The following is a 26,490-nucleotide window of genomic DNA, read 5'->3' on the forward strand; positions in this document are numbered from 1 at the left end:
GGGTGGTGGGTCAGGTGATCGCCGACGTCTCCTGCCACAGTCGGGCGAGTGACGTGTCCCCGGTGACCGCGACCCCGTCCTCGCCGGGTGGACGCCGGTTCCACAGAGTCGTATAGAGCGCTCCGGCCGGGCCGCTCAGCTCACACTCGGCCGGTCCCTCGTCCGTGCGCGTGGTCCGCGGCGCGTCCGTCGACAGCCGCACGGTCCATACGTCACCGGTGTCCGTCGCCCGTACGCGCAGCGTCCGCGGCTCCGGTGTGCGCACCCGGCTCTTCGAGCGGGAATGGAAGGCGCACAGCAACTCGTCGATCCCGTCCGCCGCCAGGGCCGGGTCCACCGGGCCGGGGCCCGTGCCGAGCGCCGATTCGGCGTCCACGCGGTGGACCGCCGTCTCGTGCGCCTGCCGCCGCGACCAGAAGGCGAGGGGCGAGGGTGCGGGCAGGAACGTCCAGCACTCCAGCGTCTCCGGAGCCTGGTCCAGCGCGGCGACCAGCAGGGCGTGGCCCTCACGGAACCACTCGACCAGCGCGTCGCCGTCGAGATCGGGCTCGTCGGCGCCGGGCTCGTAGGACTGGATGCCGTCCGTGACGAAACGGGCAGCCCAGCGGTGCACCGTCCCCGTGTGCCGCACGAGATCCCGTACCTGCCATCCTGGACAGGTCGGTACGGGCGCGAGCGGGCCGGCCTTCGCCGCGGCGTCGGCCAGCGACCTGCCCTCCCGGTCGAGAGACGCGATGTACTCAGAGATCTTCACGCGCTGGATTCTGCCAGCGCGGGCCCGGCCGCAGGGGGCCGTTGTCCTGACGCGTGCGCGCGGCCCGGACCAGCTGCCTCGGGCAACCGAGGGCGAACGTCTGGAAGGTGTACGACACGGTGAACAGCTCTGTGGGAACCCGTCGTTCTCCGCCCAGTCGCCGAGCGCCTGCCGCAGGGCGAACAGCGCCGGGCTGGTCGGGGCGGGCAGCAGGAGGGCGAAGGGGCCCACGCCGAAGGTCGCGTCGTCACGGCCGCCCGCCCGAGACCGGTTACCCGGCCGGCCTGGGTGCCGACGCGTTGCGGGCCGCGTACCCGATCAGCGCCGCGCCCGCCGCCAGCACCGCCACGGTCGTCAGCGCGACGGGCAGCGAGAACCAGTCGGCGACGAACCCGATCGCGGGCGGACCGAGCAGCATCCCGCCGTAGCCCAGGGTGGAGGCCGCCGCCACCCCGCCGGGGCCGGCCAGGGCGCCTGCCCGGGCGACCGCCACGGGGAAGATGTTGGCGAGGCCGAGTCCCGTCACGGCGAACCCGAGCAGCGCGAGCCAGACCGTGGGCGCCAGCGCTCCGAGCAGCATGCCGACGGCCGCGGTCGCGCCGCCCGCGACGAGGGTCCGGGTCTGGCCGAGCCGCTCCAGCAGGGCCGTACCGGACAGCCGGCCGGCGGTCATGGCCAGGGCGAAGAGCGAGTAACCGGCGGCCGCGAGGCCGGGGTGCGCCCGCAGATCCTGTTCCAGGTGCAGCGCGCCCCAGTCGGCCAGCGCGCCTTCGCCGTACGCCGTGCACAGCGCGATCACCCCGAACACCGCGACGAGACGGCGGGACCGCGCGGTGGGCCGCGGCGCCGCTCCGGGCTTCCCGGCCGTGGCGCGAGGCGCGCCCGGGGACGCGGCGGGGGACGGCTCACGCAGAAGTACGGGGCCGGCGACGGCGGTCATCAGCAGCCCCGCCGCGGTGAGTCCGAGCAGATGCGCGGCGGGGGAGAGGCCCCCGGCGACAAGCCCTCCGGCCCCCGCTCCGACCATGCCGCCGAGACTGAACGCGGCGTGGAAGGTGGGCATCACCGGCCTGCGCAGGGCGGCGACCAGATCGACGGCGGCGCTGTTCATGGCCACGTTGATGCCGCCGTACGCGGCGCCGAAGACCAGCAGGACGATCCCCAGGGCGAGCGCCGAGTGCGTCAGGGCGGGCAGCGCGATGCTCAAGGACATCAGGACGGCGGCGGCGACGGTCACCACGTGGCTGCCCAAGCGCCGGCACAGCCGTCCGGTCAGCGTCATGGTGACCACCGCTCCGGCGGAGACGCCGAGCAGCGCCAGCCCGAGATCGCTGGCCGAGGAGCCGGTCTGCTGCTTGATGGCCGGGATACGGACCACCCAGCCGGCGAAGAGGAAACCGTCGAGGGCGAAGAAGAGGGTCAGGGCGGTGCGGAGGCGCGACAGGGAGGCGACGGCGGTGTCTCCGCCTGGGCCTCCCGGAACGGCCGTCCGTAGTTTGTTTAGAAGCGGCACAAACTCAGAGTAGGGGGGAGGGGTTGGTGAACACAAGGCGAAGGGGCGCAGTGGCGCGGGGCGCCAGGGGTGCGCGGAAGTGCGCGGCGGTCGGGGCAAGGTGCGCCGGGGCGCCGGGATCGAGGCCCTGGAGGCCTGGCGGGTGGGTCCGGGCAGCGCCCCGTCGGGGCGGGCGGGGTCCCGTGACGGGGATCATGGGAGACTCGCATCCATGAACGGCAAGGCGACGACTACCCGGACACGTCTGGACAGAGGGCGCGGCGCACTCGGCCCCGCGCTCGAACTGGTTCACACGGGCCGGGCGCCCACCCGGGCCGTCCTCACCGCCGAACTCGGCGTCACCCGCGCCACCGCCGGCGCCGTCGCCGCCGAGCTCGAAGCCCTCGGGCTGATCCGGGTCGACTCCAGGCCCGGCGCCGCCGCCGGCTCCCAGGGGCGCCCCTCGCACCGCCTCGCCGTCGACGACAAGGGCCCCGTCGCACTCGCCGCCCAGGTCCACGCCGACGGCTTCCGCGCCGCGCTCGTCGGCCTCGGCGGCCGGATCGTGGCGACCGCTCCCGGCTGCGTCACGGTCTCCGCCGACCCGGCGCAGGTACTCGGCGAGGTCGTCGACGCGGGTGCCGCGCTCCTGCGCGAGAGCGGACGCCGGTGCGTCGGAGCCGGCCTCGCCGCGCCCTCCGCCGTCGCCGAGCCCGAAGGCACCGCCCTCAATCCGCTCCACCTCGCCTGGCCCGCGGGCGCGCCGGTGCGCCAGATCTTCGCCGACTGCGTGCGGGCCGCCGGCATCGAAGGCCCGGCCTTCACCGGCAACGACGTGAACCTCGCCGCCCTCGCCGAGCACCGCCACGGCGCCGGCCGGGGTGCCCAGCACCTGCTCTGCGTCGCCACCGGACACCGCGGCGTCGGCGGGGCCCTCGTCCTCGACGGCCGTCTGCACACCGGCAGTTCGGGCCTCGCGCTCGAAGTGGGCCATCTCACGGTCAACCCGGAGGGGCGGCCCTGCTACTGCGGCAGCCGCGGCTGCCTCGACGTCGAGGCCGACCCGCTCGCCTTCCTCACCGCGGCGGGCCGCGACCCCGGCCCCGAGGTCTCCCTGCTCCAGCAGTCACGCGTCCTGCTCCGGACCCAGCTGGACGACCCGGCGGTACGGACAGCGGCCGAGGAACTCATCGACCGGCTCGGTCTCGGGCTGGCCGGTCTCGTGAACATTCTCAACCCCGACAGGATCATCCTGGGCGGCCTCCACCGCGAACTCCTCGACGCGGACCCGGGACGGCTGCGCGCGGTCGTCGCCGACCGCAGCCTGTGGGGCCGCAGCGGCGGGGTGCCCATCCTGCCGTGCACCCTCGACCACAACAGCCTTGTGGGAGCGGCGGAGTTGGCATGGCAGCCGGTCCTCGACGACCCGCTCGCCGCGCTCGGCCCCGCGGTCGTCTGAACGTACGGTCGCGGCGGCGGAACGGCCCAGGGCCATCGGCCAACCGAGCCGGGCGCCCCGCACCCCTGACCTCCACCGCCCGCCCCCTTCCAGGAGCACCCCGTCCTGGAGCCCTTCACCCGCCCAGGGGCCTTTCACCCGGCGCCGAAAATCCCTGGCCGCCCACTTCGGCGCGGGCTACCGTTCCGCCCCATGACCGACAACGATCTTCCGCCGAGGCTCACCCATCTCACCTTCCACGGACCGCTGTCCGAAGCCCGCGTCGAGCGGATGATCGGGCGGCTCGCGGACACGGACCCCGAAACGGTCCTCGACATCGGCAGCGGCTGGGGCGAGTTGCTCCTGCGCGTTCTGGAGGCCGCGCCCGGCGCGCGTGGGATCGGGATCGACATCAACGCCGAGGACCTGGCCAGGGGCCGGGAGCTGGCCAAGGAGCGGGGGCTCGCCGAACGGGTCGAGTTCGTCGAGGAGTCCGCCCTCGGCACCGATCGCGGCCCCGCCGACGTCGTGCTCTGTCTCGGGTCGAGCCAGGCACTCTGCGACCCCGACGGACCCCACGATCCGGCCGCCGCGCTCAAGGAGCTGCGCCGGCTCGTCCGCCCCGGCGGGCGAGTCGTACTCGGCGAGGGCTTCTGGCAGCGCGTCCCCACGGACGAGGAACTCGCCGGGATGTGGCCGGGTGCCCACACCGGCGATCATCTGCTCCTCGGCCCGCTCGTCGACCTGGCGATCGAGGCCGGCTTCAGGCCCGCGAGGATCGAGACCGCGAGCGTCGACGAGTGGGAGGAGTTCGAGTCGGGCTATCGCGAGGGAGTCGAGATCTGGCTCGCGGAGCACCCGGAGCACCCGCTGGCCGCCGAGACACGTGAACGTGTCGACCGTCAGCGCTCCAACTGGCTGAACGGCTACCGCCAGGTCCTCGGTATCGCCTATCTCACGCTGATCCCGGTGGGCTGACCGCCTCCGAGCCGCCGAAGGCGAATGCCCGCGCGCCGGATTCTCCCCGAGGGCCAGTTCCACCATCTTTCGGCCCAGGGTGAATTCGAGGCGCGGGCGCAGACCGCCGAGGGCGCCCGGGAGAGCGCGGCGAGGTCCGTCGCCCGGCGGCCCATGCCACGGAGTCCACCGCATCACCGTTCGCCCCCTCCGAGGGCCTCGAACTGCCGAAGCCGGAGCCGGAGCCCCGCCTCGGCGACGTCGTCGAGCTCCTCGCCGGGCAGCCGCGGCGTCCGCGGAAAGAGGTGGTCGTGGCGTCGCAGAGCCCCAGCTCCCCGGCGGGCACGTCACCGAGGACCGTACGGACCGGGCTCACCACTGCCGGCCCCGGGGCAGCTTCGGCCTGTCCGGAGTGCACAGGCGCAGGACCCGGAAGCGCTCGCCGCCGTCCTCGGGGGCGGGCTCACGCGTGTGCCCGGACGTGTCCTCGATCGCCTCCGCCGGTGCCCCTTCGGCCCAGAGGGCGAAGTGCAGCAGTTCCCATCGCCGGGGATCGACGGCCACGGCCGCCGCGACCACGCCCGGCGCCGCCGCGACCCGCCGGTGCTCCGCGAGGGCCCGCCGGACCGCGTCCGCCGGTGTGTCGTGCTCCCGGAGCCGCTCCCGGCGGCGGGTCGCGAGCGTCGCCACGGCGCCGGACGCCGGGCCGTCCTCGTAGCCGAGTCCCGTCCAGTGCTGCACCTCCGGGCGCCCGAAGTCGTTGACGATTCCCTGGAAACCGGGGCCCCACAGGAAGGAGTTCATGCCCTCCGTCGTGGCCCAGAGGTAGAACGGCGCGTACTGGTTCACCGGCGACCCGTCCGCGCGTTCACGGACGAGATACGCCTTGATGCCGAGGCCGGGGAATTCGTCGAGCAGGTGTCCCCTCGTCGCCACCCGGTCGTGGATGATCCTCATGTCGTAGTCGGCGGGCAGCGTGATCTCGTACTGCATGGCGTGCATGGCGAAGGCTCCTCAGGCGGGGTGCGCGTCGGTGACGTGGGCGTTCAGTTCGGTCGTGGGGCCGTCGGCGGCGGCCTCGACCACCGCGAGGTGGGTCATGAAGGTGCGCGGTGCGCCGCCGTGCCGGCAGTGCCAGGCCGTGTGCGCGCCGGGCATGAAGCGGACCCTGAACATCCGCAGTCCGAAGGGCCGTTCCGGCGACGGGATCTCATCGAGCCACACGGAGCCGGAGAAGTGCTCGGCCGGCCCCGGCACGCGGCTCTCGGGGCGGATGCGGGTGATGCGCATGCGGGCGAACTCCCTGGTCAAGCGCGGGGTGCGAGCAGGGTGAGCAGTCCCCTGACGGCGGTGTCGAAGGGGGCCGTCGAGCCGGAGGCGCGGGCGAGGACGTATCCGCCCTGCACGGTCGCCACGATCGCGGCCGCCGTCTCCTCGGGGACGAGCGGTGCGGTGAACTCGCCCGCGTCCAGGCCCTCCTGGACGATCCCGGCGAGCCGTCCGCGCAGCCAGTCGAGCGTCTCGTCCACCGGTGCGCGAAGTTCGTCGCTCGCGATGATGTCCGGGTCCATGGTCAGCCGGCCGACCGGGCAGCCGCGCAGCACGTCGCGCTCGCGCAGCAGATAGGCGCGGACGCGGTCGTACGCCGATCCCTCACCGCCGAGGACCGCTTCGGCCGCCGTGCGCATCTCCCCGGCCGTGCGCCGGATCGCCGCCAGCGCCAGGTCGGGCTTGCCGGCGAAGTGGTGATACATGCTGCCCTGCCCCGCGCCGGCCTGCTGCTGGATCGCCTTGGGGCTCGTGCCCACATAGCCGCGCTCCCACAGAAGCTCGCGGGTCGCCTCGATCAGTCGCTCCGGAGTGCTCATGAAGCGCACTGTACATACTAGTAGGTACAGAAATCGAGTAGCCGGGAGAGCGGGGGAGCGGGGGTGGGGGCCGCGCGGGATCCGCGTACTCCTGCGGTGGTAGGCGGACAGCCGCCGGCCGTACGACGACTCCGACCCCTCCGCGCGCGAGTCTCGGAGAAGCGGAACGCCACCAGGGCAGCCACATCGCCAACGGAGGAGCTGAACCGAGATGAACACTCTCGCCTACGACGGACCCGGACCGTGGGTCCTCTTCTTCCCGCTGATCTGGGCGGCCGTCATCTTCACGGTCGTCACCGTGCTGCGCCGCGCCGGCCTGCGCGGGCGCAGGGGGCTGCGGCCCGTCGTCGACGACCAGTCGCCCATCGCCCTGCTCGGTCACCGCTTCGCGGCGGGCGAGATCGACGAGGACGAGTACTGGCGCCGACTGTCGGTGCTCGACGAGCAGTTCGGCCGGCACGCCACCGGCAAGGGAGGTGCTGCGGGATGACGGGACCGGCCGGTTCCACCAGCGGCCCGCCCGGCTGAATGCCGGACTCCCGGCCGGCGCGACCGGCAGGAGAGGGCCGAACCGGCCCCGGGTGACCGAGCCGCCCCGGAGGTCAGCCGGCGACGGCGGACCGGGCGGCAGTGGGGGCCGGGGCCGCGTCGTCCACCGCGCCGAACGGCACACCGTCGATCTCGAGGAAGTGTCCCTGCCCCGCGAACGGCCCGTCGGTCGTCGCACCGTGGACGGCGTGCGGGCGCGGGGCCACGGCCAGGAGGTGCGGCGGAGCGGGGAGGGTGAACCAGACGACCTTTCCACCGTCGCCCTCCGGGCGCACGCCCCAGCTCTCGCTGACCGCCTCGATGAGCGCGAGTCCGCGCCCCGAGGTCGAGGAGGTCGACGGGGTCCTGGCGTCGTTGAGCGACGGCAGGCGGGGGTCGTGGTCGTGGACGGAGACGGTCAGGCGGTCGAGCAGCAGCTCGAGCTCCACGGTGCACGTCTTGTCGGGCTGGGCATGCCGGTGGACATTGGTCAGCAGTTCGGTGACGCCGAGCGCCGCCTGGTCTATCAAGGCATCGAGATGCCAGTAGCGCAGATGCGCAGAAACGATTCTGCGGACCTGACCGATCCGCGACGGCAGGGCTTGCAGCTCCACCGTGCAGTGTCTGCTTGGTTCGCTGATCACGGCTGCGACTCCCCGAATAGGTCCGGAAGAAGACGAAGGATCGGATCCTGCAGTTGGCTGACTGCTGTCGTGCGCCGACGGGCGCGAAGCGCTGGGGCGCAGCGTAACCGCCGACAAACCCTGAGTGACGTGTGTACAGCGTGAACCAGTCGTTACGGTCGCGCAACTCGCGGGGACCGGACGACCGTCACATCGGGGCGCTGTCCAGGGTGCTGCCGGCTCACTTCCTGGCACTCGTGGCGCGCCGCACCGCCTCCAGGAAACGGCCCGCCCGGGCCGCCGCCTCAGGCTCGTCGCCGCCGTCGGTGCTCTCGTCGTGCCGGCTCATGGTCAGCCGGTAACGCCTGCCGTTCACCGTCGCGACGGTCGCGTCCCTGCTCGCGAACCAGGGGCGGCCCGCCTTCACCGCCCGTACCGGCGCGCTGTCGATCTCGGTGCCGTAGCTGGTCAACAGCTCCAGCCTGCCGTCCTTGATCACGACCTCGCCCGCCCTGGTCAGTGAACGCGGCCACCGCTCGATCTGCACGCCCGTGGCGCTGAACTCGGGCTCCGCCATGCCTTTCCGCCCCCTTCGCACCGGTCTCTTCTCGCCAGTCTGCCCATCAATGCCCCGGTGCACCAGGGTGCGTACCCGACCTGTCCGGTATCCGACCCATCCCCGGCCATCCGGGCCCCCAAGCCCCTCCTATGGCCCCCCAAAGGGAACGTTTGTGCAGGTGAGCGGGCTATTGTCGGGAGTGGGGACCGTAGGGGAACAGACGAGGAGACGGACGCATGAGCACCGCTGAAAAGGCCGGAAGCATCACGCCGGGCGAGGCCATGGCGACCATCGACGTGGACCGGAGCGACACCGCCTACCGGGCATGGCTGAAGGAGGCCGTGCGCAAGGTCCAGGCCGACTCGAACCGTTCCGCCGACACCCATCTGCTGCGCTTCCCGCTCCCCGAGCAGTGGGGGATAGACCTCTACCTGAAGGACGAGTCGACCCACCCCACCGGCAGCCTCAAGCACCGCCTGGCCCGCTCGCTCTTCCTCTACGGCCTGTGCAACGGCTGGATCCGGCCGGACAAGCCCGTCATCGAGGCGTCCAGCGGCTCGACCGCCGTCTCCGAGGCGTACTTCGCCAAGCTGATCGGCGTCCCGTTCATCGCCGTCATGCCGCGCACCACCAGCGCGGAGAAGTGCCGCCTCATCGAATTCCACGGCGGCCGGTGCCATTTCGTCGACGACTCGCGCAAGATGTACGAGGAGTCCGTCGCCCTGGCCGAGCGGACCGGCGGGCATTACATGGACCAGTTCACCTACGCCGAGCGGGCGACCGACTGGCGCGGCAACAACAACATCGCCGAATCGATGTACCAGCAGCTCAGGTTGGAGCGCTACCCGGAACCGGCCTGGATCGTCGCCACGGCCGGGACCGGCGGCACCTCGGCCACCATCGCCCGGTATGTGCACTACATGCAGCACGACACCCGCATCTGTGTGGCCGACCCGGAGAACTCGTGCTTCTTCGACGGCTGGACCCGCAACGACCCGCTCGCCGCCAGCGATTGCGGCTCGCGCATCGAGGGGATCGGCCGCCCCCGCATGGAGCCGAGCTTCGTCCCCGGTGCCATAGACCGGATGATGAAGGTGCCGGACGCGGCGAGCGTGGCCGCCGTCCGCGCGCTCGAGGGTGCCATCGGCCGCAAGGCCGGCGGCTCGACCGGGACCGGGCTGTGGAGCGCGCTGAAGATCGTCGCCGAGATGGTCGCGGAGGGTCGCACGGGCAGTGTGGTCACCCTGCTCTGCGACCCGGGCGACCGCTACCTGGACAAGTACTACTCCGACGCCTGGCTCGCCGAACAGGGCCTGGACATCGCGCCGTACGCCGCCGCCATCGAGCGGTTTCTGGCCACCGGCGCCTGGCCGCGGTGAACCGCGCGCCCTCCGGTGGGTGACTACGCGGCGGACGGCGGCTTCTGCGTCGCTCCGGCGGTGAGGCGCCGTTCGAGGCTCCGCACCGCGCCCCGGAAGGAGCGCCCGACCCCTGACCGCGCCAGTCGCACGGTGAACCGGAACAGCGCTCCGCCGTCCGCCGCCATCGTCCAGCGCACCCGGGTGCCCCCGGCCGTCGGCGTCAGCCTCCAGTCCTCCACCATGGCCCGCACGCCGGGGGCGTTGGTCTCGTCCACGCGATAGGCGTAGCGCCCACCGGACTCCCGAGCCATGATCGTCTCCCGGAAGCGGGTGCCGCCCTTGAGGAGGACCTCGCGGCCCGCACCGCCGTCCGTGGGCCGGGCCCTCGTGACGGCCGCGAACCAGGCGGGCCAGCTCTCGACGTCCTCGGCCAGTGCGCGGTAGACGGCCCCGGGCGGGGCGGCCACCTCCGCGGTGAAGGCCAGTCGCAGCGGTGCCGTCTCGACGAAGTCGAGTTCCACGGGCCTCAGTCGGCGTGCCATGGGACAGTCCCTCCGGGGCAGGGGGTACGGGGCCCGCACACCTTAACTGTCGGCCCGTCAGATGTCTGTGCCGGGCGGCGACTTCAGCAGTCCGTCCAGAGCCCGGCCGAACATCGCCCGCCCCGCACGCGCCAGTACGGGATCGAACCACCGGGGCAGCCCGCGCACGCGCAGCTCCTCCACCCACACCACCCGGGCACCCGACGCCCTCCCGTGCACCTCGATCTCGGCCCACCCGAGCACCCACCGGCCGTACTTCTCCAGACGGCAGCGCCCGGGCGCGGTCCCCGACGGAGGCTCCCAGCGGACGACCTCCATCGGATCGTCGACGGTCAGCCGCCCCACACCGGTCCGCGCGACGAAGCGGGTTCCGGGGCCCGTCGTCCCCGGGGTCAGCACCCGGGACCTGGTCAGCGGGACCTGCGCGCCGTGCGCGGGCCAGTCCGTGACCCGGCGCCAGGCCTCGCCGACGGGCAGAGCCGTGTCACGTTGGATCCGCAGGACGCTCATCGCGCGATCGTAGGGCCGACGCCCGGCGCGGCGGCGCACCGAGCGCCGCGACACCCTCACGGACACCGCTCGACGTACTGCGCCGCCCGCCCGGCCCGGGGGCTACCGTGACCGGCCACCGTCCGCCGCTCAGGCGTCGTCGTCCTCGCCCGCGATCAGCAGCCCCGGCAGATGCTCCGCCATCTCCGCCCGTGTCTCGTCCGACAGCCCCGCGTCCGTCACCAGGGTGTCCACGTCCTCCAGCCGGGCGAAGGAACTCAGGCCCACCGTCCCCCACTTGGTGTGGTCGGCGACCACCACCACCCGTCGCGCCGAGTGCACCAGACGCCGGTTCGTCTCGGCCTCCGCCAGGTTCGGCGTCGAGAGCCCCGCCTCGACCGAGACCCCGTGCACGCCGAGGAAGAGCACGTCGAAGTGGAGCGAGCCGATCGCCTGATCGGCCACCGGACCGACCAGCGCGTCCGACGGGGTGCGCACCCCGCCGGTGAGGACCACCGTCGCCGCCCCCGGCCGCTGACCGCCCGAAGGCCCGTGTCCCTGGGCGGCGTGGAAGACGTCCGCGACCCGCACGGAGTTGGTCACCACCGTCAGGTCGGGCACATCCAGCAGATGGTGGGCCAGCGCGTAGGTGGTGGTTCCGCCGGACAGGGCGATGGCGCTGCCCGGCACCGCCATCGCCGCCGCCGCCCGCGCGATGTCCTCCTTCGCGGTCGGCTCCAGCGACGACTTCGCCTCGAATCCGGGCTCGTGCGTCCGCGGTTCGACCACCGGCACGGCACCGCCGTGCACCTTCTCGACGACCCCCTGGCGGGCCAGCGCGTCCAGGTCGCGGCGCACCGTCATGTCCGAGACGTTGAGCCGGCGGGTCAGCTCATTGACCCGCACGCCGCCGCGCCGCCGCACCTCGTCGAGGATCAGCGCACGCCGCTGCTCCGCGAGGAGGTTCTGATTGTCACTCACCGCCGTGGCCGGTCCTTCCAGATCGTTGTCGCCGCCGTCACCGCAGGCCGCGGGGGCTCATCCTCGCACGGCGCGTCGGCGGTGAACGGGCGGGGCGGATTCCGTGAGAGACGCTGCGGACACGCACGGTGATCCGCGATGGTTGTTCCCGTCCTGATCCTCACCGCACGAGAGCGAGTCACCGACGTGTCCCCTGCCCCACCGGCCCCGAGAAGTGGGGGCGCCGCGCTGGAACTGCTGGTCCACGGCGTCGGCGGAGCCACCCCCCAGGCCATGCTCGACGACCCCCGCACCGTCCGGGTCACCGGTGATGCCACCGCCGCCATGCACCGCCGCGCCGACGACCTGGACGCCGAGGGCCACCCCGAGCGGTACGAGGAACGCCCGGTGCCGGAGGCGTACTGCTGGTCCAACCTCACCTCGGGCAACGGCGCGCGGGCGCTGTGGCTCCTCCTGCTGCCCTTCATGGTCGCCAATCTCGCGCACTGGATGCGCCCGCCGACCCAGGGCCGCAAGGGCCTGATCCGGCTGTACGGAGTACTGGTGCGGCTGGTCGCCCTCACCCTCACCGTGCTGCTCACCGCCGCCGCCTGCGAAGTGGCCCTCGACCTGACGGCCTGGCAGTGCGCCGGCGTCACCGCCTGCGCGGACGAGCGTTCCTGGCTCGGATTCCTCTCCGCCGGCCGGGGCGGCTGGTGGTCCCAGCCGGGCCGCCGCCTCGGGCTGGCCGCCGTCGTCCCGGCCGCCCTGGTGGGACTGCTCTGGTACCTCTCCAACCGGACCTGGAGCGCGTACGAGGCCCAGCGGCCGCCCACCGGCTACGACGAGGTGACGCCCACGCCGAGCGAACCGCGGGACACCCCTGCCGAGGTCCGCCCGCCGCTCGGCCGCCCCGGCTTCTGGTACGGCCGCAGGCTCGTCGCCCGGCTGCGCGCCGCGCACACCGCCGCCGGTTTCCTCACGGTCGCCGCCGCCGTCTGCGGCGCGGCCGCCCGCCACGACCGCGCCGGCAGCGGGACGACCCTTCCCGAAGTCCTCGGCTGGCTCCTGGAGACGACCGTCGCCGCCCTCGTGGCCGTCGTCGTATGGGTCGTCTGCCGGCGCGGCCGCAGCGAACGCCGCCTCGACCGGTACGTCGAACGCGCCACCGTCTCCTGGCTGCCCTGCGCCGCGCTGACGTTACTCACCCTCGCCGTCCTCTACGCGGGCTGGTCACGCCCGGACTGGCACTCCGCCGGCACCCTGCCCGGTGACGTCACCTTCCGGGTACTGGCCCTCGCCCAGGGCGCACTCGTCGTCACCCTCGCCGTCGTCGCCCTGCTGCTGCACCGGCCCCACCGGGACCCGCGCACGGCGGTGTACGGACTCGGCGGCCCCGCCGTCGCCACGCTCGCCTGCGCCCTCGGCGGTGTGATGACCGGCGGTGTCGCCCAGCGCGTCGCCGACTGGCTCGACGGCCCCGCCACCCCCGGCATGGGCCAAGGCCCCATCATCGGCCCGCCCGTCCTGCTGAGCTGGCAGGCCTCCGTCATCCCCGTGCTGCTCCTGGTCCTGCTGCTGCCCGGGGCGTTCCTCGCCCTCCGGACCGCCCGCGCCGCCCGCCGCCTCGCGGCCGCCGTTGAGACCGACTACGGCACCGAGGACCCGGACCCGGTCCGTACCCGCAAGATCGCCTCCACCCGGGCGCGCGCCGGGCTCACCGACTCCGCCCCGGCCGTCATCGGCATCGTCTCCGGCGCCACCCTTCTGCTCGGCGCGGGAGCCGTCGCCGGGGCATGGGTCAGCGGAAAGGTCCCCGGGCGCGCCTTCGACGGCGCCCCGCCGGTCATCGCCTCGACGGCCGACACGGCCCAGGCCATCGGCTCCTGGATGGTCGGCTTCGGTTTCCTGCTCTTCGTCACCTGGGGCCGGCGCGCCTACAAGGACGCCTCCGCGCGACGCACCATCGGCATCCTGTGGGACGTCGGCACCTTCTGGCCGCGCGCCGCCCACCCCTTCGCCCCGCCCTGCTACGCCGAGCGGGCGGTCCCCGACCTCACCTGGCGGATGCGCTCCTGGACCCGGCGCACCGGCGGCCGGCTCGTCATCTCCGGTCACTCCCAAGGCAGTGTGCTCGCGGCGGCCGCGGTCTGGCAGCTGCCCCCCGCCACCCGCAAGCGGGTCGCGCTGCTCACCTACGGCTCCCCGCTCGAGCGGCTCTACGGCCGCTGGTTCCCCGCCTACTTCGGGCCCGAGGCGCTGCGCGTGCTGCACCGCACCGTGCACTGCTGGACCAACCTGTGGCGGGCCACCGACCCGATAGGCGGCCCCGTGCGGGTGCCCGCCGAGGGCGACAAACCGGCCGTGGACTGCGACGTCCTGCTCGACCCCGTTGTCTACGGCCGCACCCATGAACACCCGCTGCCCGAACCGATCCTCGGCCACTCCGACTACCAGGCCGACCCGGTGTTCGCCACCGAACGCACCGGACTCCTGGACCGGCTGCCGCCGGCCCTGCCCCGTCAGCGCGCCGACGAGCAGCCCGCTCAGGGCAGTTCGGGCACGTCCTCCGGATAGAGCAGGGTCAGGTCGTCCGTGCTCGCGTCCGCGAGCGCGGCAACCCGGCCCGCGTGGCGCTCCACCATCGACTCGAACGTCTGGCGCGCGGTACGGCCGTTGCCGAACGCCGGCCCCTTGGGCAGCTCGGTGAAGTACTTCAGCAGCGCCTCGGCCGCGCCCGTCCCCAGCCGATACTCGTGCTCCTCGGCCTGCTGCTCCACGATCCGCAGCAGCTCCTCGGGCACGTAGTCGCTGAAGGTGATGGTCCGTGAGAAACGGGACGCCACACCAGGGTTCACGGTCAGGAAGCGCTCCATCTCGGCCGTGTAGCCGGCGACGATCACCACCACCGCGTCCCGGTGGTCCTCCATGAGCTTCACCAGCGTGTCGATCGCCTCGCGGCCGAAGTCCCGCCCCGAGTCCTCGGGCGACAGCGCGTACGCCTCGTCGACGAAGAGCACGCCGCCGCGCGCCCGGTCGAACGCCTCCTGGGTGCGGATCGCCGTCGAGCCGATGTGTTCGCCGACCAGGTCGACCCGGGACACCTCCACCAGATGCCCCCGCTCCAGCACGCCCAGCGAAGCGAGGATCTCGCCGTAGAGCCGGGCGACGGTCGTCTTGCCGGTGCCGGGGGAGCCGGTGAAGACCAGATGGCGACGGACGGACGCGGCCTTGAGCCCCGCCTCCTGCCGCTTCCTGCCGACCTCGATCATGTTGGTGAGGGTGTGGACCTCGTGCTTGACGCTGTCCAGGCCGACCAGCGCGTCGAGTTCACCGAGCACGTCCTGGGAGGTGCGGGCCGGCTCCACCGCCGCCCCGGTCACCGGCGCGGCCGGCTGCTGCACCGGCAGCGTGGAGAGCAGCCCCGCGGTCTGGGTCGCCGTCAGCACCGCGGGCCCCGCGCCCCGCGCCGGCGCGGCCCGCACCCCGCTCTCGTCGCTGGTGCAGTCCTCGGCCTGCGGACCGTCCTCCGGGAACTCGTACCCGCCGCGCGCGCACCGCTCCGTACGGCAGGCGCGCAGCGTCGAACGGCATCCGTCCATCACATGGAAGCCATAGCCGCCGCTGCCGGTCACCCGGCAGCCGTTGAACGATCCGCGGCCCTCCGCCGACACATAGAAACCGGCTTCGGCGGGAGCGGTGACGGTGACCCGTTCGATCGAGGGGTCGGCGCCCTTGGTCACGATCACACCGGTCTGAACGGAGTCGATCAGACAGTTGGCCAGCGTGCCCCCGCTGCCGTGGTCGCGGAACCACGCGCCAGTCGACGCCTCCCGGATCCGGCAGTCGTCGAGCTGTGCGGTCGCGCCGTCGCTCACCGACACGGCCGTGTTGCGCACCTGCGTCAGGTCGCTGTCGACCACATCGACCCGGGAACCGCGGTCGAGTACGAACAGCGCGTCCGGTACGTCGTGCACCCGGCACGCGTCCAGGACGGCGGTCGCGCCGTCGCTGACCCAGACCGCCGGATAGTCGCCCGTACTGTCATGGATCTCGCACTGGTTGGCGTCGACCCGGGTGCCCGGGTCCCACACCGACAGGCCGTTGCGGCCGAACCGGCGGACCGTCGAGCGGGTCAGCGTCAGCACCGAACGGGACCGCAGATCGACGGCGTTCTCCGGGATGTCGTGGATGTCGCAGTCGGAGAGCGTCAGTACGGCGTCGGTGTCCAGGGTGATCCCGTCGGCCGAAGTGCGGTGCACGGACGAGTCGGTGAGATGCGCCGTGGCCCGCGAGGCGATCTGCACGCCGGTGCCCTTGATCTCGTACACCTCGCAGCCCACCGCCTCCAGGCCGCTGCCCTCCCCGGTCACCGACAGCCCCGCGCCGGAGGCGTGGTGCACCCGGCAGCGCTCCAGCCGGGGATGTGCGCCGCCCCGTACGGAGATGCCCGACTGGCCCGCCGCGACGACCTCGCAGTCCTCGAACACCCCACCGGCGCCGTCGAGTACGCCGATCCCCACCCCGGCCGGATTGTCGACGGTGCAGCGCCGGACGACCGGTCGCGCGGAGCCGCGTACTTCCAGACCGGCCGCCGAGCGGGTGACGATCCGCAGGTCCAGCAGCTCGGGGGTGCCGTCCTCGACGAGCAGCGCGGGCGCCGACGAGTCCTGGCCCTCGACATGGAGATCCTGGACGACGGCGGAGGCGCGCACGGTGAGCGGCACCCCGTCGGCCGGCGCGATCCGGACCGAACCGACCGTGCCCTCCGGTCCGCGCAGCGTGACGGCCCGCCGCAGGACGAGGTTCTCGCGGTACGTTCCGGGCGCGACGGTGAGGATGTCGCCGTCCGCGGCCGCCTCCAGGGCCGCGGCCAGGGAGGCGTACTCGCCCGTGCGGCGCCGCCACCTCGACGTGCCGGTGTGCGTCACCTGGACCGTGCCCTGTGCCATCGTGCTGCTCGTCCCCCACCTCGTGCGATCGACCGCCGGTGATCCGATCGCACCACCGTAGCGCGCGCGGGGCGCGCGAGTTGACCGCTCAGCTGCCCGTGCCGGTGCGGCCCCAGTCGGGACCGGCCCGGGCCCACGCACGGTCGAGACGCGCATACCGTCGGCGTACCAGCCGCCATACGACCACCCGCCGCGCCCCCTCGACGAGTCCGCCCGTGGCGAGGGCGGCGGCGACGCCGCCGAGGACGGCGTGCGCACGGGCGGCCTCCGGGTCCATCGGAGCACCCACCACCCGCCCCCGGTCGTCCGTCCAGACCCGGAAGGTGTCCCCGGCGTCGGCCAGTTCGGGCGTCGTCGCGACGGTGCCCGTGCGGGCCGTGCCGTCGGGCGCGGTCCAGGTGGCCACCACGGACCGTCGCGCGTGCTGCGTACGGGTCGACTCGGGATCCCGTACGGAACGGGCCGGACGCTCGTCGGGGCGCAGCACCCGGGCCGTGCCGGGATGCCGCTGCTCGTGCTGGGCCCGGACCGCGCGCCCCAGAAAGCCGTCGATCGCCCCGCCGCAGACCCAGCCGACGGCGGGCGCGGCGCAGCACAGCAGGAGGAGGGCGCCGAGGGCCACCCACGCCTCGGCCAGATCCGTGGACCGGCGCAGCGGGTTGCGCCGCCAGCGCCAGAGCCCGGTGACTGCTCGCACGGTCCCGCACCCCCTTCCGTGACCGTGATAACCCGGTACGGCGCGCGGTACGCGCGGGACGCGTGAAGAGAGAGCAAGCTCACCCCGGCGGGGGGCTGTTCGCGCGGACGGCCGTCGAACCCCTACTCGATGATCTTGACGGCGTCGCCGACCCGCAGGGTCCCGGTGTTCTCGGGGACCAGGTTCTGTCCGAAGACCAGACGGCTGCCGAAACGCCGATGGCGCGAAAGGGTGCGCAGCGGCTCCTTGCCGCGTTCCGCGGTGCGCTGGTCGGTGGTGGTCACGACACAACGGCCGCACGGCTTGGCGACCCGGAAGGTGACCTCTCCGATCGCGAGCCTCGTCCAGCCGTCCTCGGCCCAGGGGGCGGTGCCCTCGATGACCGCGTTCGGCCGGAACCGGTTCATGGGCAGGGGTCCCTCGTCGGGGTGGTCGCCCTGCGCGATGAGCGAGTTGAGGGCGTCGAGCGAGGCGGTGGTGGTGACCAGCAGCGGAAATCCGTCCGCGAAGGAGACCGTCTCGCCGGGCAGCGCGTACGCGGGGTCGACGGGCCGACGGCGGGCCGGGTCGTCCATGTGCACCAGCCGCACCTCCGCGCCGAGGTACTCGCTGAACCAGGAATCCACCGGACCGCCCACCGGCACCGCGTCGACCGCGGTCTCGAAGACCTCCACCGAGACCGTGGCCGAGGGATCGGGGACGCCGACCGTCATGGCCTCGCGCCCGGGCGCTGACAGCCGGATCCCGCCGTCCGCCAGCAACTCCGCCGAGGCCAGCGCCATGAGCGGGTGCCGCCGTTGGGTCACCACCTTCGACGAGGCGTCGACCAGCGTCCAACGGCGGTCTCCGGCGAGCCCCCACGGCTCCACCTCCACCTCGGCAGGGGCGAATCCCCCGATCGCCTTCACCGGATGGACATGGACGGAGCGCAGTACAGGATTCGGCATACAACCATCCTGCCAGCCGCGAACGCGTCCTGACGGGTCAGTACCCTCCGCCCTGGTACGGGCGGTTGTACGGGTCCTCGTACGGCGAGGGAGTCGGGACTGGGCGCGGCGCGGCGGGGCGCATCGCCTCGTACCCGGTGGCGACCGGGCGCGGCTGCTGCATCGGCTGGGCGACGCCCGGGTAGCCGCGCGGACCGGCCGGCTGCTGCGGGATGTACGGCGCGGGCGCGTGCTGCAGCGGCATGGGCTGCTGCGCCTGCTGCGGATATCCGTACGAGCCACCGTAGGAAGGGGTGGGATAGCTGGGACCCGCCGGCAGGGCGGGAAGAGCCGCGGGGAGGGCCGGCAGATAGCTGCCGGGGGCGTCGTACGCGGCCGGGACTCGGATCGGCGCGATCTGAGGCGTGCCCCGCTCCGCTACGAGCGAGTCGTAGATCGGGGTGTCGGGGAACGACGGCGCGGTGTAGTAACCGCCGCCGTAGGTGGCGCGGGGGGAGGTCATGGCACATAAGTTAAGCCCACGATGTGCTGGTTGGGGAGCCCGATAAGAGGGTTGTTTTACGGGGTCCCGGAGGCCGTGGATCCGCAATAGGAGCGAACATGGGGAAAACGGTCGCCGACCAGAGCATCGATCTTGTAAAGGGCAAGCTCGGGAGGGGTTACCGGCGGGTCACCCGAGGCGTGCCGGAAGACGCCGGGATTAGGTTGGCACTACACAAATCTCCGTGACGGAGTCGCGATGGGGGCGAGCATGTCCATGCTTAAAGGAGCCAATGTTCCGGTGGCCGCGCGGAGTGTCCGCGTGGAATTCGGATGGCGTTCAGGAGCCGGGATCCCGGATGTCGACGCCTCCGCACTACTCCTCGTGTCGGGGAAAGTGCGCTCCGACGCGGACTTCGTGTTCTACAACCAGCCCGCGCACGCGTCGGGCGCTGTCCGGCACGAGGGAAAGCGCACGGCCGGCGACGCGGTGACGGACAGCGTCGCCGTGGACCTCACCGGCGTGGAGCCGTCCATCGAGCGGATCGTGCTGGCGGCTTCGGCGGACGGCGGCAGCTTCGGGCGCGTTCCGGGACTGTATGTACGTGTGCTGGACGCGGCAGCGGGAACGGAACTCGCGCGGTACGACAGCCAGGACGCCACCGTGGAAACGGCCTTCATCCTCGGCGAGCTCTACCGCCGCCAGGGCGCCTGGAAGTTCCGCGCCGTGGGCCAGGGTTACAGCAGCGGACTCGAAGGCCTCGCCACCGACTTCGGGATCACGGTCGACGAGCCGCAGCGGGCCGCCCCGCCGCTCCCTCCCGCGCCGGCCGCCCCCGTACACGCCCCGCCCGTCCCCGCCCGGCCCACGCCCTCGCCCGCTCCCGCGCGGGAACCCGCCGCCGCGCCCGTACGGCTCTCCAAGGTGACGCTCACCAAGGAAGCCCCCACCGTCTCCCTCGCCAAACAGGGCGGCACATCGGGCGCCCTGCGCGTCAACCTCAACTGGGAGGTGCGCAAGCAGTTCCAGGGCTGGGGGGCCAAACTCGGCCGGGCCGTCGCCCAGCACGCCGACCTCGACCTCGACCTGTGCGCCCTGTACGAACTCGCCGACGGCCGCAAGGGAGTCGTCCAGTCCCTCGGCAACGCCTTCGGCGCCCTGCACCAGCCGCCGTACATCCACCTCGACGGCGACGACCGCACCGGAGCCCTGGCCACCGGCGAGAACCTGACCGTCAACCTCGACCACAAGGACCGGCTCCGCCGCGTCCTCATCTTCGTCACCATCTACGAGGGCGCCCGCAGCTTCGCCGATCTGCACGCCACCGTCACCCTGCGCCCGCAGCACGGAGCGCCGGTCGACTTCTCCCTCGACGAGTGCACCGTCCCCTCCACGGTCTGCGCCCTCGCGCTGCTCACCGTGGAGGGCGGCGACCTCGTCGTGCGGCGCGAGGCCCGGTACCTGGTCCCCGCGCGCGGTGTCAGCCCGCAGCGCACCATCGACCAGGCCTACGGATGGGGCATGAACTGGACACCCGGCAGGAAGTAGCCAGCGCCCCGCACCCGTGACGACCGCGCGGGTCCGGGGCGTGCGCGGGTGACTCAGGGCGCCGCTTCGGGGCGGGCGTACGTACGCCCCTTCCACGCGGCGCCCCGGCCCCGGTAGTGCTGCACCGCCGAGTCCACCGTCATCAGCAGATAGAGCAGCGCCGTGAACGGCAGCAGCGGAGCCAGCCAGAGCGACTGCCGGTAGTAGCGCAGCATCGGGACGTACGTACCGGCCATCACCGCCCACGCCGCGCCGCCCGCCCAGCCCGCCGCCATGTCCCCCCGGAAGGCCCCGGCGGCCACCGCCAGCGGCGGCGCCAGATACACCACCGCGAGCCCGGCCACGGTCCCCGTCAGCACCAGCGCGTTGTGCCGCAGCTGGGCGTACGCGCTCCGCGACACCATCCGCCACAGGTCGCCGAGGTGCGGATACGGCCGCACGCTGTCCACCCGCTCCGCCAGGCCCAGCCAGATCCGCCCGCCGCTGCGCCGCACCGCCCGCGCCAGCGACACATCGTCGATCACGGCCTGCCGGATCGCCTCCGGCACACCGGCCCGGTCCGCCGCCGCGGTCCGCAGCAGCACACAGCCGCCCGCGGCCGCCGCCGTCCGCGCACCGGCCTTGTTGATCCAGCGAAAGGGATACAGCTGGGAGAAGAAGTAGACGAAGGCCGGCACGACGAGCCGCTCCCAGCCGCTCGCCACCCGCAGCCGCGCCATCTGCGACACCAGATCCAGATCGTTCGACACGGCCGCCGCGACCAGCTCCCGCAGACTGTCCGGCTCGTGCGCGATGTCGGCGTCCGTGAGCAGCAGGAACTCCGGCGCGTCCGGCCCGTCCTCCCGAGCCAGCCGGATCCCGTGCCGCAGCGCCCACAGCTTCCCGGTCCAGCCCGGCTCCGGCTCACCGGGATGCGCCACCGTCAGCGCGAGCCCGCCGCACTCGTCGGACAGTGCCCGCGCGAGCGCGCCCGTACCGTCCGTACTGCCGTCGTCGACGAGAACGATCTCCGCCTCGCCCGGATAGTCCTGCGCCAGCAGCGACGGCAGACTCAGCGGGAGCACCCGTGCCTCGTCCCGGGCGGGCACGACCACGGCGACCCTGGGCCACACGGCCGGGCGGGCACGCCGGGGCAGCCGCTGATCGGTGAGCCAGAAGAACCCCTGACCCAGCAACAGCCACCCCCAGGCGGCCAGCGAACCCACAGCGATCCAGGCAATGGCGCTCATTCGCCGCAGTCTGCCCCAGATCGACGGGAGCGCAAGGCCCGTCGGCTAGGGTGATCGGGTGAAGATCGCGCTCATGGACTCCGGAATCGGCCTGCTCGCGGCCGCCGTCGCGGTACGCCGGCTGCGGCCGGACGCGGATCTCGTCCTCTCTTCGGACCCCGACAACATGCCGTGGGGCCCACGGACGGCGGAAGACGTCACCACCCGCGCCCTCGCGGTGGCGCGCGCCGCGGCCGCCCACCGCCCCGACGCGCTGATCGTCGCCTGCAACACGGCGTCGGTGCACGCCCTGCCCGCGCTCCGGGCGGAGCTCGAACCCGCGATCCCCGTCATCGGGACGGTCCCCGCGATCAAGCCCGCCGCGGCGAGCGGCGGCCCGGTCGCCATCTGGGCGACCCCGGCTACCACCGGCAGCCCGTACCAGCGCGGCCTGATCCGCGACTTCGCCGGCGCCGTCGAGGTCACCGAGGTGCCCTGCCCCGGCCTCGCCGACGCCGTCGAGCACGCCGACCAGGCCGCCATCGACGCAGCCATCGCGGCCGCGGCCGCCCTCACCCCGGACGATGTGCGGGCCGTGGTCCTCGGCTGCACGCACTACGAACTGGTCGAGGACCGCATCCGCGCGGCCGTGCAGCCGCCCGACCTGCCGCCGGTGGTTTTCCACGGTTCGGCGGGGGCAGTCGCCGCACAGGCCCTGCGCCGTATCGGTGCCGAGCCCGCGCCCGCCGCGGAACCGAGCACCGGCTTGACCGTGCTGCTCAGCGGGCGGGCGTCGGAAGTGCCGGCTGCCGCGCTGAGCTACGCGGAAGGCCGACTGCTCGGAGCGGTCGTCCCCGCCCGCTGACGCCGACCGGGTGCCCATGAGCGGAACGTGAGTACGCTGTCACACATGAGGGACCATTCCCGTCACGCGCTCCACCCCGACGAGCCGCTGCCCGAGGTGTGGACCGGCCGTGCGACCAATCGCATGCAGTGGGTGCTCGCGGCGGGCGGCGCCGCCTGTATCGCCCTGGGCGTCGAGCTCGCGGTGGACTCCACGTGGGACTCGGGCATCGCGCCCCTCCTCATGTCCGTCATCGGCTGCGTGGCGGCGGGGCTGCTGATGCTCTTCGGCACCCTCGCCTTCGTCCATGTGGCGGTCACCGTCGACCGCCACGCGATGGAGGTCCGCTGCGGCCACATAGGAGTGCCGCGCCGCCGGATCCTCCTCGACCATGTGGTGGGCGCCGAATTCGACCCGAAGGTCACGCCGCGGCAATGGGGCGGCTGGGGCTACCGCTGGCGGCCGGAACGGGGCACGGCCGTGATCGTGCGGCGGGGCGAGGGCGTGGTCCTGACCCTGTGGGACGGCCGCAGTTTCACGGTGACCGTCGACGACGCGGAGGCGGCGGTACGGATCATCCGCGAGCGCCTCGGCACCCCGCAGCCCCCGAGCGCGCCCGCGCAGGCCTGAGCATCCCTCCTCCCGCCTCCCGCTACTGAGGGAGTCGTCCGGGAGTCACCTCAGGGAACCGCGCGGGGCTTCCGGCCGTATCCGACGTGTGCGGTGCCTCTGTCGCTTCCGGTACACAGTCCGGAGCGGGCCGCCGGGCCGTCGCGAGACCCGCCAGCAGGCCCGCGCCCGCGGTCACCGGAGTGAAGCTCAGGGCATTGCCGACAGCCGCCAGGAGGGCCAGCGCCGTGAGCGTGGCGGCCGCCGCCAGAACCACCGCCGTGGAGCGGGGCGAGCGCCGCAGGCCATGGAGCAGCCAGCAGAACGCCGCCCCGAGCAGTACGAGGCCCACCACACCCTGCTCGGCGGCCTGCTGAAGCGGCGCCGAGTGCGGCGTCCCGTCCGGGACCGGCGCCGCCTGCGCGGTGGGGCTCACCGCGCCGAACCGGTCGGGGCCGACGCCGACCAGGGGATTCTCCTCGGCCAGATCGATCGCGTCGTGCCAGAGCACAACGCGTTCATGGGTCAGACGGGCCTCCAGGGCGGTGGACAGCCGGCCCGGCAGAGCCTCGGACGCGACCGCCCAGCCGGCACCCACGACGAGAGCGGTGATCAGGGCGAGCCCCACCAGAGCCGGCAGCCGTCGCCGCATCCGGGCGGCCGCGAGCGAGCAGACCAGGACTCCGAGGGCGCCCACGCTCCCCGTCACCGAGCCGAGCCCCGTCGCCGCGACCGCGACGCCGAGGGCCAGCGACCACAGGGCCCGCCGGGCGGTGAGCGAGGTCGCCGCCGCGGCCGCGCAGCAGGCGGCCCCCGCCGCCAGCACCAGCAGCGCCGCGCAGGCTCCGCCGTGTCCGGACGGCATCGACGCGGTGGTGCCCGGCACACCCTGCCGGGAGGCCAGGGCCAGCGCGAGAGCCGCGAGGGACATGACGGTGGCCGCGGCCACGGGCAGCAGACTTCCGGAGATACGGCCACAGGCGTACCCGGCGGCGACGGCGAGAACGGCGAGCAGTACGCCTTCGGGGCGCGCGTCCCGGCCGGCGGCGCTGACCAGCGACCACATCGCACAGGCGCCGAGGACGACCACGCCGGTGACATCGGCCGCGCGCCCCGGTTCGCGCGAGGGACCGCCGGCGTCCACCTGCCCCGTTTCCTGCCCGGCCCCTCGTCCGGTGGAACGGCCCACCGCGGCAGCAGCCATCCCCTCGACCCCCCGACCCATGACAGACCCCACCCGCGCGGCCCGGGCGGACCGGCGGCGAGGCTGGCGGACACCGTAACGGCAAGGGTGAGACTTTGTGGAGAGATTGCGCAGAAACGATGCGGCAGGAGGGAGCGGACCGATGTCTTCCGACGGCGAGCGGCGGACGGACCGACCTGCCCCCGGCACAGCGGCTCACCGTAGACTCCGCCACGTGAGCACCACCATCACTCCCGTCGACGCATCCGACGCCTCCGAGCCCGCCGCCGCCCCGGGACGCACCCGGCTCCTTTGGCGCCTCGCACGCCCGGGGGCGGCCGCGCTGAGCGGGGTGCTCCTCTATCTGAGCTTCCCGCCCCGGCCGCTGTGGTGGCTCGCGCTGCCCGCCTTCGCGCTCCTGGGCTGGACGCTGCGGGGCCGCCGGCTCAGGGGCGCCTTCGGGCTCGGCTATCTCGCCGGGCTCGCGTTCCTGATGCCGCTCCTCGTCTGGACCGGCTCCGCCGTCGGCCCGGTCCCGTGGCTGGCCCTGGTCGCCGCCGAGGCGCTCTTCGTCGGCGCGGCGGGGCTCGGTGTCGCCGCCGTCTCCCGGCTGCCCGCCTGGCCGCTCTGGGCGGCTGCCGTGTGGATCGCGGGCGAGGCCGCCCGCGCGCGGGTCCCCTTCGGCGGGTTCCCCTGGGGAAAGATCGCCTTCGGACAGGCGGACGGCGTCTTCCTGCCGCTCGCCGCGGTCGGCGGGACGCCGGTACTCGGTTCGGCGGTGGCCCTGTGCGGCTTCGGGCTGTACGAAGCCGTGCGCCGCGTGCGTGCGTACCGGGCGACCGGCGAGCTGCCGCGCGGACCGCTCGCCACAGCCGCGCTCGCGGTCCTCGCCCCGGTCGCGGGAGCGTTCGCCGCACTGCCGCTGGTGGACGACTCGGCGCAGGACGGCACCGCGACCGTCGCCGCGATCCAGGGCAACGTGCCGCGCCTCGGCCTCGACTTCAACGCCCAGCGCCGCGCGGTCCTCGACAACCACGCCCGGCGCACCGAACAGCTCGCGGCCGACGTCGCGGCCGGCAAGGAGCCCAGGCCCGACTTCGTCCTGTGGCCGGAGAACTCCTCCGACATCGATCCCTACGCCAACGACGACGCGCGGCTCGTCATCGACCGGGCGGTCAGGGCGATCGGGGCCCCCACCGTGATCGGCGCCGTCGTCTCGCCCGCGACCGGGAACCTGCGCAACACACTCATCGACTGGGAGCCCGGGCGGGGTCCCGTCGCCACCTACGACAAGCGCCATGTGCAGCCGTTCGGCGAGTACATCCCCATGCGCTCGGTGGTACGGCTCTTCAACAAGGACGTCGACCGTGTCAGCCGGGACTTCGGGCCGGGCAACGAGGTGGGCGTGTTCGACCTCGCCGGCACCAGGGTCGGCCTCGCCACCTGCTACGAGGCGGCGTTCGACTGGGCGGTCCGGGACACCGTGACCCATGGCGCCCAGCTCATCACCGTCCCCAGCAACAACGCGACCTTCGGCCGCAGCGAGATGACGTACCAGCAGCTGGCGATGTCACGGGTCCGGGCGGTCGAGCACAGCCGGTCCGTCGTCGTCCCGGTGACCAGCGGCGTCAGCGCGATCATCGAGCCGGACGGCCGGATCGTCGACCAGAGCGCCATGTTCACCCCGGACGCACTGGTCGCCGAGGTGCCCCTGCGCTCCTCGCGGACGCCCGCGACCCGGATGGGGACGCTGCCCGAGGCCGCGCTCGTGGCCCTCGCCCTGTTCGGCATCGGCTGGTCGGCCACCCGCGGCGTACGGGCGCGCCGGAGCGCAGGCGGAGCCTGAGCCCACGGGCGGGCGTAGCTCTTCGCGCACGGCGCCCGACCCGGAAGCGCCCGTCGCCCGGCGACTATCGTCGGGGGATGGCTACTCCTGACTTCATCCGCGCCATCCGGGCCACCGCCGGCCACCAGCTGCTGTTTCTACCGGGCGTCAGCGCCGTCGTCTTCGACGACGAGGGCCAGGTCCTGCTCGGGCGACGCAGCGACACCGGCGACTGGTCGATCATCGGCGGGATCGTGGAGCCGGGGGAGCAGCCCGCCGCGGCGGCCCTGCGCGAGGTGTACGAGGAGACCGCCGTGTGCTGCGAGATCGAGCGGGTCGTCCTGGTCCAGACCCTGAGCGCACCCATCACCTATCCCAACGGCGACCAGTGCCAGTTCATGGACATCAGCTTCCGGTGCCGGGCCGTCGGCGGGGTGGCGCGGGTGAACGACGACGAGTCGACCGAGGTGGGCTGGTTCCCGGTCGATGCGCTGCCGGAGCTCCTGGAGTTCTCCCGCTTCCGGATCAAGCAGGCGCTCACCGATGAACCCACATGGTTCGACACCACCCCCCTGGGCTGAAGTATGGGTTCGGAGCACATCGGTTGCCGCCAAAGTGCTCCATA

At 73.3% G+C, this 26,490-nt stretch carries 26 protein-coding genes and 1 pseudogene; 10 read left to right on the top strand and 17 right to left on the bottom strand.

Annotated features, from left to right (window positions below; genetic code table 11):
* Positions 1 to 10 precede the first annotated feature (10 nt).
* Complete coding sequence (locus ACZ5VC_RS11150) at positions 11 to 754, bottom strand: maleylpyruvate isomerase family mycothiol-dependent enzyme (RefSeq protein ID WP_469119787.1); 744 nt, start codon at positions 752 to 754, stop codon at positions 11 to 13.
* Positions 755 to 1,025: 271 nt separating this feature from the next.
* Complete coding sequence (locus ACZ5VC_RS11155; protein ID WP_469119788.1) at positions 1,026 to 2,267, bottom strand: MFS transporter; 1,242 nt, start codon at positions 2,265 to 2,267, stop codon at positions 1,026 to 1,028.
* A gap of 211 nt (positions 2,268 to 2,478) precedes the next feature.
* Between ACZ5VC_RS11155 and ACZ5VC_RS11160 the strand changes: the two genes are divergently transcribed.
* Both ACZ5VC_RS11160 and ACZ5VC_RS11165 read left to right on the top strand, forming a co-directional pair.
* Positions 2,479 to 3,705, top strand: a complete 1,227-nt coding sequence (locus tag ACZ5VC_RS11160; protein WP_469119789.1) for an ROK family protein — start codon at positions 2,479 to 2,481, stop codon at positions 3,703 to 3,705.
* Positions 3,706 to 3,897: 192 nt separating this feature from the next.
* Positions 3,898 to 4,662 carry an SAM-dependent methyltransferase gene (locus tag ACZ5VC_RS11165; protein WP_469119790.1) on the top strand — a complete coding sequence of 255 codons (765 nt, stop codon included), beginning with the start codon at positions 3,898 to 3,900 and terminating at the stop codon, positions 4,660 to 4,662.
* 116 nt (positions 4,663 to 4,778) lie between these two features.
* Here ACZ5VC_RS11165 and ACZ5VC_RS11170 read toward each other — a convergent pair.
* The 4 genes and pseudogenes from ACZ5VC_RS11170 to ACZ5VC_RS11185 form a co-directional block, all read right to left on the bottom strand.
* Positions 4,779 to 5,017, bottom strand: a pseudogene (locus tag ACZ5VC_RS11170) (phosphotriesterase family protein); the annotation flags it as partial.
* Positions 5,014 to 5,643: a DUF4865 family protein gene (locus ACZ5VC_RS11175; protein ID WP_469119791.1), complete on the bottom strand. Its 630-nt coding sequence runs from the start codon at positions 5,641 to 5,643 to the stop codon at positions 5,014 to 5,016. The pseudogene ACZ5VC_RS11170 and the gene ACZ5VC_RS11175, both read right to left, overlap by 4 nt.
* A 12-nt stretch (positions 5,644 to 5,655) precedes the next feature.
* Positions 5,656 to 5,931, bottom strand: coding sequence for a cupin domain-containing protein (locus ACZ5VC_RS11180; RefSeq protein ID WP_469119792.1), 276 nt, complete (start codon positions 5,929 to 5,931; stop codon positions 5,656 to 5,658).
* Positions 5,932 to 5,948: 17 nt separating this feature from the next.
* The gene (locus tag ACZ5VC_RS11185) at positions 5,949 to 6,509 is read right to left on the bottom strand and encodes a TetR/AcrR family transcriptional regulator (protein ID WP_469119793.1); all 561 of its coding nucleotides are present in this window, start codon (positions 6,507 to 6,509) and stop codon (positions 5,949 to 5,951) included.
* A gap of 211 nt (positions 6,510 to 6,720) precedes the next feature.
* Between ACZ5VC_RS11185 and ACZ5VC_RS11190 the strand changes: the two genes are divergently transcribed.
* The gene (locus ACZ5VC_RS11190; RefSeq protein WP_469119794.1) at positions 6,721 to 6,999 is read left to right on the top strand and encodes an SHOCT domain-containing protein; all 279 of its coding nucleotides are present in this window, start codon (positions 6,721 to 6,723) and stop codon (positions 6,997 to 6,999) included.
* 112 nt (positions 7,000 to 7,111) lie between these two features.
* On the opposite strand, the gene ACZ5VC_RS11195 is transcribed toward ACZ5VC_RS11190, so the two are convergent.
* Entirely contained in the window at positions 7,112 to 7,681 is a 570-nt protein-coding gene (locus tag ACZ5VC_RS11195; RefSeq protein WP_469119795.1) for an ATP-binding protein, read from the bottom strand.
* 220 nt (positions 7,682 to 7,901) lie between these two features.
* Positions 7,902 to 8,237, bottom strand: a complete 336-nt coding sequence (locus tag ACZ5VC_RS11200; RefSeq protein WP_469119796.1) for a hypothetical protein — start codon at positions 8,235 to 8,237, stop codon at positions 7,902 to 7,904.
* 218 nt (positions 8,238 to 8,455) lie between these two features.
* On the opposite strand from ACZ5VC_RS11200, the gene cds1 reads away from it, so the two are divergent.
* On the top strand, positions 8,456 to 9,598 hold the full coding sequence (gene cds1, locus ACZ5VC_RS11205; RefSeq protein ID WP_469119797.1) for an L-cysteine desulfhydrase Cds1: 1,143 nt from the start codon (positions 8,456 to 8,458) through the stop codon (positions 9,596 to 9,598).
* A gap of 23 nt (positions 9,599 to 9,621) precedes the next feature.
* On the opposite strand, the gene ACZ5VC_RS11210 is transcribed toward cds1, so the two are convergent.
* The 3 genes from ACZ5VC_RS11210 to ACZ5VC_RS11220 form a co-directional block, all read right to left on the bottom strand.
* Positions 9,622 to 10,122 carry an SRPBCC family protein gene (locus ACZ5VC_RS11210; RefSeq protein ID WP_469119798.1) on the bottom strand — a complete coding sequence of 167 codons (501 nt, stop codon included), beginning with the start codon at positions 10,120 to 10,122 and terminating at the stop codon, positions 9,622 to 9,624.
* A 57-nt stretch (positions 10,123 to 10,179) separates the two neighbouring features.
* The gene (locus ACZ5VC_RS11215; RefSeq protein WP_469119799.1) at positions 10,180 to 10,632 is read right to left on the bottom strand and encodes an SRPBCC family protein; all 453 of its coding nucleotides are present in this window, start codon (positions 10,630 to 10,632) and stop codon (positions 10,180 to 10,182) included.
* A 129-nt stretch (positions 10,633 to 10,761) separates the two neighbouring features.
* Positions 10,762 to 11,592 (bottom strand): DeoR/GlpR family DNA-binding transcription regulator, encoded by an 831-nt coding sequence (locus tag ACZ5VC_RS11220; RefSeq protein WP_469119800.1) that lies wholly within the window; start codon positions 11,590 to 11,592, stop codon positions 10,762 to 10,764.
* Between the two features lie 138 nt (positions 11,593 to 11,730).
* On the opposite strand from ACZ5VC_RS11220, the gene ACZ5VC_RS11225 reads away from it, so the two are divergent.
* Complete coding sequence (locus tag ACZ5VC_RS11225; RefSeq protein ID WP_469119801.1) at positions 11,731 to 14,148, top strand: alpha/beta hydrolase family protein; 2,418 nt, start codon at positions 11,731 to 11,733, stop codon at positions 14,146 to 14,148.
* On the opposite strand, the gene ACZ5VC_RS11230 is transcribed toward ACZ5VC_RS11225, so the two are convergent.
* The 4 genes from ACZ5VC_RS11230 to ACZ5VC_RS11245 all read right to left on the bottom strand — a co-directional run bounded on the left by ACZ5VC_RS11230 (position 14,118) and on the right by ACZ5VC_RS11245 (position 18,669).
* A complete protein-coding gene (locus ACZ5VC_RS11230) occupies positions 14,118 to 16,523 on the bottom strand; it encodes a right-handed parallel beta-helix repeat-containing protein (RefSeq protein WP_469119802.1) in 2,406 nt (801 codons plus the stop codon). The genes ACZ5VC_RS11225 and ACZ5VC_RS11230 overlap by 31 nt on opposite strands.
* 88 nt (positions 16,524 to 16,611) lie before the next feature.
* On the bottom strand, positions 16,612 to 17,220 hold the full coding sequence (locus tag ACZ5VC_RS11235) for an Rv1733c family protein (RefSeq protein WP_469119803.1): 609 nt from the start codon (positions 17,218 to 17,220) through the stop codon (positions 16,612 to 16,614).
* Positions 17,221 to 17,342: 122 nt separating this feature from the next.
* A complete protein-coding gene (locus ACZ5VC_RS11240) occupies positions 17,343 to 18,167 on the bottom strand; it encodes an MOSC domain-containing protein (RefSeq protein ID WP_469119804.1) in 825 nt (274 codons plus the stop codon).
* 37 nt (positions 18,168 to 18,204) lie between these two features.
* Positions 18,205 to 18,669: a DUF6643 family protein gene (locus tag ACZ5VC_RS11245; RefSeq protein WP_469119805.1), complete on the bottom strand. Its 465-nt coding sequence runs from the start codon at positions 18,667 to 18,669 to the stop codon at positions 18,205 to 18,207.
* A gap of 237 nt (positions 18,670 to 18,906) precedes the next feature.
* Between ACZ5VC_RS11245 and ACZ5VC_RS11250 the strand changes: the two genes are divergently transcribed.
* Entirely contained in the window at positions 18,907 to 20,196 is a 1,290-nt protein-coding gene (locus ACZ5VC_RS11250; protein WP_469119806.1) for a TerD family protein, read from the top strand.
* Positions 20,197 to 20,249: 53 nt separating this feature from the next.
* On the opposite strand, the gene ACZ5VC_RS11255 is transcribed toward ACZ5VC_RS11250, so the two are convergent.
* Positions 20,250 to 21,425 (bottom strand): glycosyltransferase, encoded by a 1,176-nt coding sequence (locus ACZ5VC_RS11255; protein WP_469119807.1) that lies wholly within the window; start codon positions 21,423 to 21,425, stop codon positions 20,250 to 20,252.
* Positions 21,426 to 21,483: 58 nt separating this feature from the next.
* Here ACZ5VC_RS11255 and ACZ5VC_RS11260 point away from each other — a divergent pair, with 58 nt between their 5' ends.
* Positions 21,484 to 22,269: a glutamate racemase gene (locus ACZ5VC_RS11260; protein WP_469119808.1), complete on the top strand. Its 786-nt coding sequence runs from the start codon at positions 21,484 to 21,486 to the stop codon at positions 22,267 to 22,269.
* Between the two features lie 45 nt (positions 22,270 to 22,314).
* Positions 22,315 to 22,878, top strand: a complete 564-nt coding sequence (locus tag ACZ5VC_RS11265) for a hypothetical protein (RefSeq protein WP_469119809.1) — start codon at positions 22,315 to 22,317, stop codon at positions 22,876 to 22,878.
* Between the two features lie 22 nt (positions 22,879 to 22,900).
* Here the strand turns inward: ACZ5VC_RS11265 and ACZ5VC_RS11270 are convergent, their stop codons facing one another.
* The gene (locus tag ACZ5VC_RS11270) at positions 22,901 to 24,061 is read right to left on the bottom strand and encodes an O-antigen ligase family protein (RefSeq protein WP_469119810.1); all 1,161 of its coding nucleotides are present in this window, start codon (positions 24,059 to 24,061) and stop codon (positions 22,901 to 22,903) included.
* 214 nt (positions 24,062 to 24,275) lie between these two features.
* Here ACZ5VC_RS11270 and lnt point away from each other — a divergent pair, with 214 nt between their 5' ends.
* Positions 24,276 to 25,886, top strand: a complete 1,611-nt coding sequence (lnt, locus tag ACZ5VC_RS11275) for an apolipoprotein N-acyltransferase (RefSeq protein WP_469119811.1) — start codon at positions 24,276 to 24,278, stop codon at positions 25,884 to 25,886.
* Between the two features lie 77 nt (positions 25,887 to 25,963).
* Positions 25,964 to 26,446: an NUDIX hydrolase gene (locus tag ACZ5VC_RS11280; protein ID WP_469119812.1), complete on the top strand. Its 483-nt coding sequence runs from the start codon at positions 25,964 to 25,966 to the stop codon at positions 26,444 to 26,446.
* Positions 26,447 to 26,490 lie beyond the last annotated feature (44 nt).

Source organism: Streptomyces sp. NPDC033174 (assembly GCF_055577795.1).

Excerpts from the sequence above, each read along its gene's own strand:
- cds1 (WP_469119797.1), top strand. The coding sequence starts at position 8,456 with ATGAGCACCGCTGAAAAGGCCGGAAGCATCACGCCGGGCGAGGCCATG.
- ACZ5VC_RS11230 (WP_469119802.1), bottom strand. The coding sequence starts at position 16,523 with ATGGCACAGGGCACGGTCCAGGTGACGCACACCGGCACGTCGAGGTGG.
- ACZ5VC_RS11250 (WP_469119806.1), top strand. The coding sequence starts at position 18,907 with ATGGGGGCGAGCATGTCCATGCTTAAAGGAGCCAATGTTCCGGTGGCC.
- ACZ5VC_RS11175 (WP_469119791.1), bottom strand. The coding sequence starts at position 5,643 with ATGCACGCCATGCAGTACGAGATCACGCTGCCCGCCGACTACGACATG.
- ACZ5VC_RS11185 (WP_469119793.1), bottom strand. The coding sequence starts at position 6,509 with ATGAGCACTCCGGAGCGACTGATCGAGGCGACCCGCGAGCTTCTGTGG.
- ACZ5VC_RS11200 (WP_469119796.1), bottom strand. The coding sequence starts at position 8,237 with ATGGCGGAGCCCGAGTTCAGCGCCACGGGCGTGCAGATCGAGCGGTGG.
- ACZ5VC_RS11215 (WP_469119799.1), bottom strand. The coding sequence starts at position 10,632 with ATGAGCGTCCTGCGGATCCAACGTGACACGGCTCTGCCCGTCGGCGAG.
- ACZ5VC_RS11280 (WP_469119812.1), top strand. The coding sequence starts at position 25,964 with ATGGCTACTCCTGACTTCATCCGCGCCATCCGGGCCACCGCCGGCCAC.
- ACZ5VC_RS11190 (WP_469119794.1), top strand. The coding sequence starts at position 6,721 with ATGAACACTCTCGCCTACGACGGACCCGGACCGTGGGTCCTCTTCTTC.
- ACZ5VC_RS11270 (WP_469119810.1), bottom strand. The coding sequence starts at position 24,061 with ATGGCTGCTGCCGCGGTGGGCCGTTCCACCGGACGAGGGGCCGGGCAG.
- ACZ5VC_RS11165 (WP_469119790.1), top strand. The coding sequence starts at position 3,898 with ATGACCGACAACGATCTTCCGCCGAGGCTCACCCATCTCACCTTCCAC.
- ACZ5VC_RS11225 (WP_469119801.1), top strand. The coding sequence starts at position 11,731 with ATGGTTGTTCCCGTCCTGATCCTCACCGCACGAGAGCGAGTCACCGAC.
- ACZ5VC_RS11255 (WP_469119807.1), bottom strand. The coding sequence starts at position 21,425 with ATGAGCGCCATTGCCTGGATCGCTGTGGGTTCGCTGGCCGCCTGGGGG.
- ACZ5VC_RS11180 (WP_469119792.1), bottom strand. The coding sequence starts at position 5,931 with ATGCGCATCACCCGCATCCGCCCCGAGAGCCGCGTGCCGGGGCCGGCC.
- ACZ5VC_RS11240 (WP_469119804.1), bottom strand. The coding sequence starts at position 18,167 with ATGCCGAATCCTGTACTGCGCTCCGTCCATGTCCATCCGGTGAAGGCG.
- ACZ5VC_RS11245 (WP_469119805.1), bottom strand. The coding sequence starts at position 18,669 with ATGACCTCCCCCCGCGCCACCTACGGCGGCGGTTACTACACCGCGCCG.
- ACZ5VC_RS11265 (WP_469119809.1), top strand. The coding sequence starts at position 22,315 with ATGAGGGACCATTCCCGTCACGCGCTCCACCCCGACGAGCCGCTGCCC.
- ACZ5VC_RS11160 (WP_469119789.1), top strand. The coding sequence starts at position 2,479 with ATGAACGGCAAGGCGACGACTACCCGGACACGTCTGGACAGAGGGCGC.
- ACZ5VC_RS11210 (WP_469119798.1), bottom strand. The coding sequence starts at position 10,122 with ATGGCACGCCGACTGAGGCCCGTGGAACTCGACTTCGTCGAGACGGCA.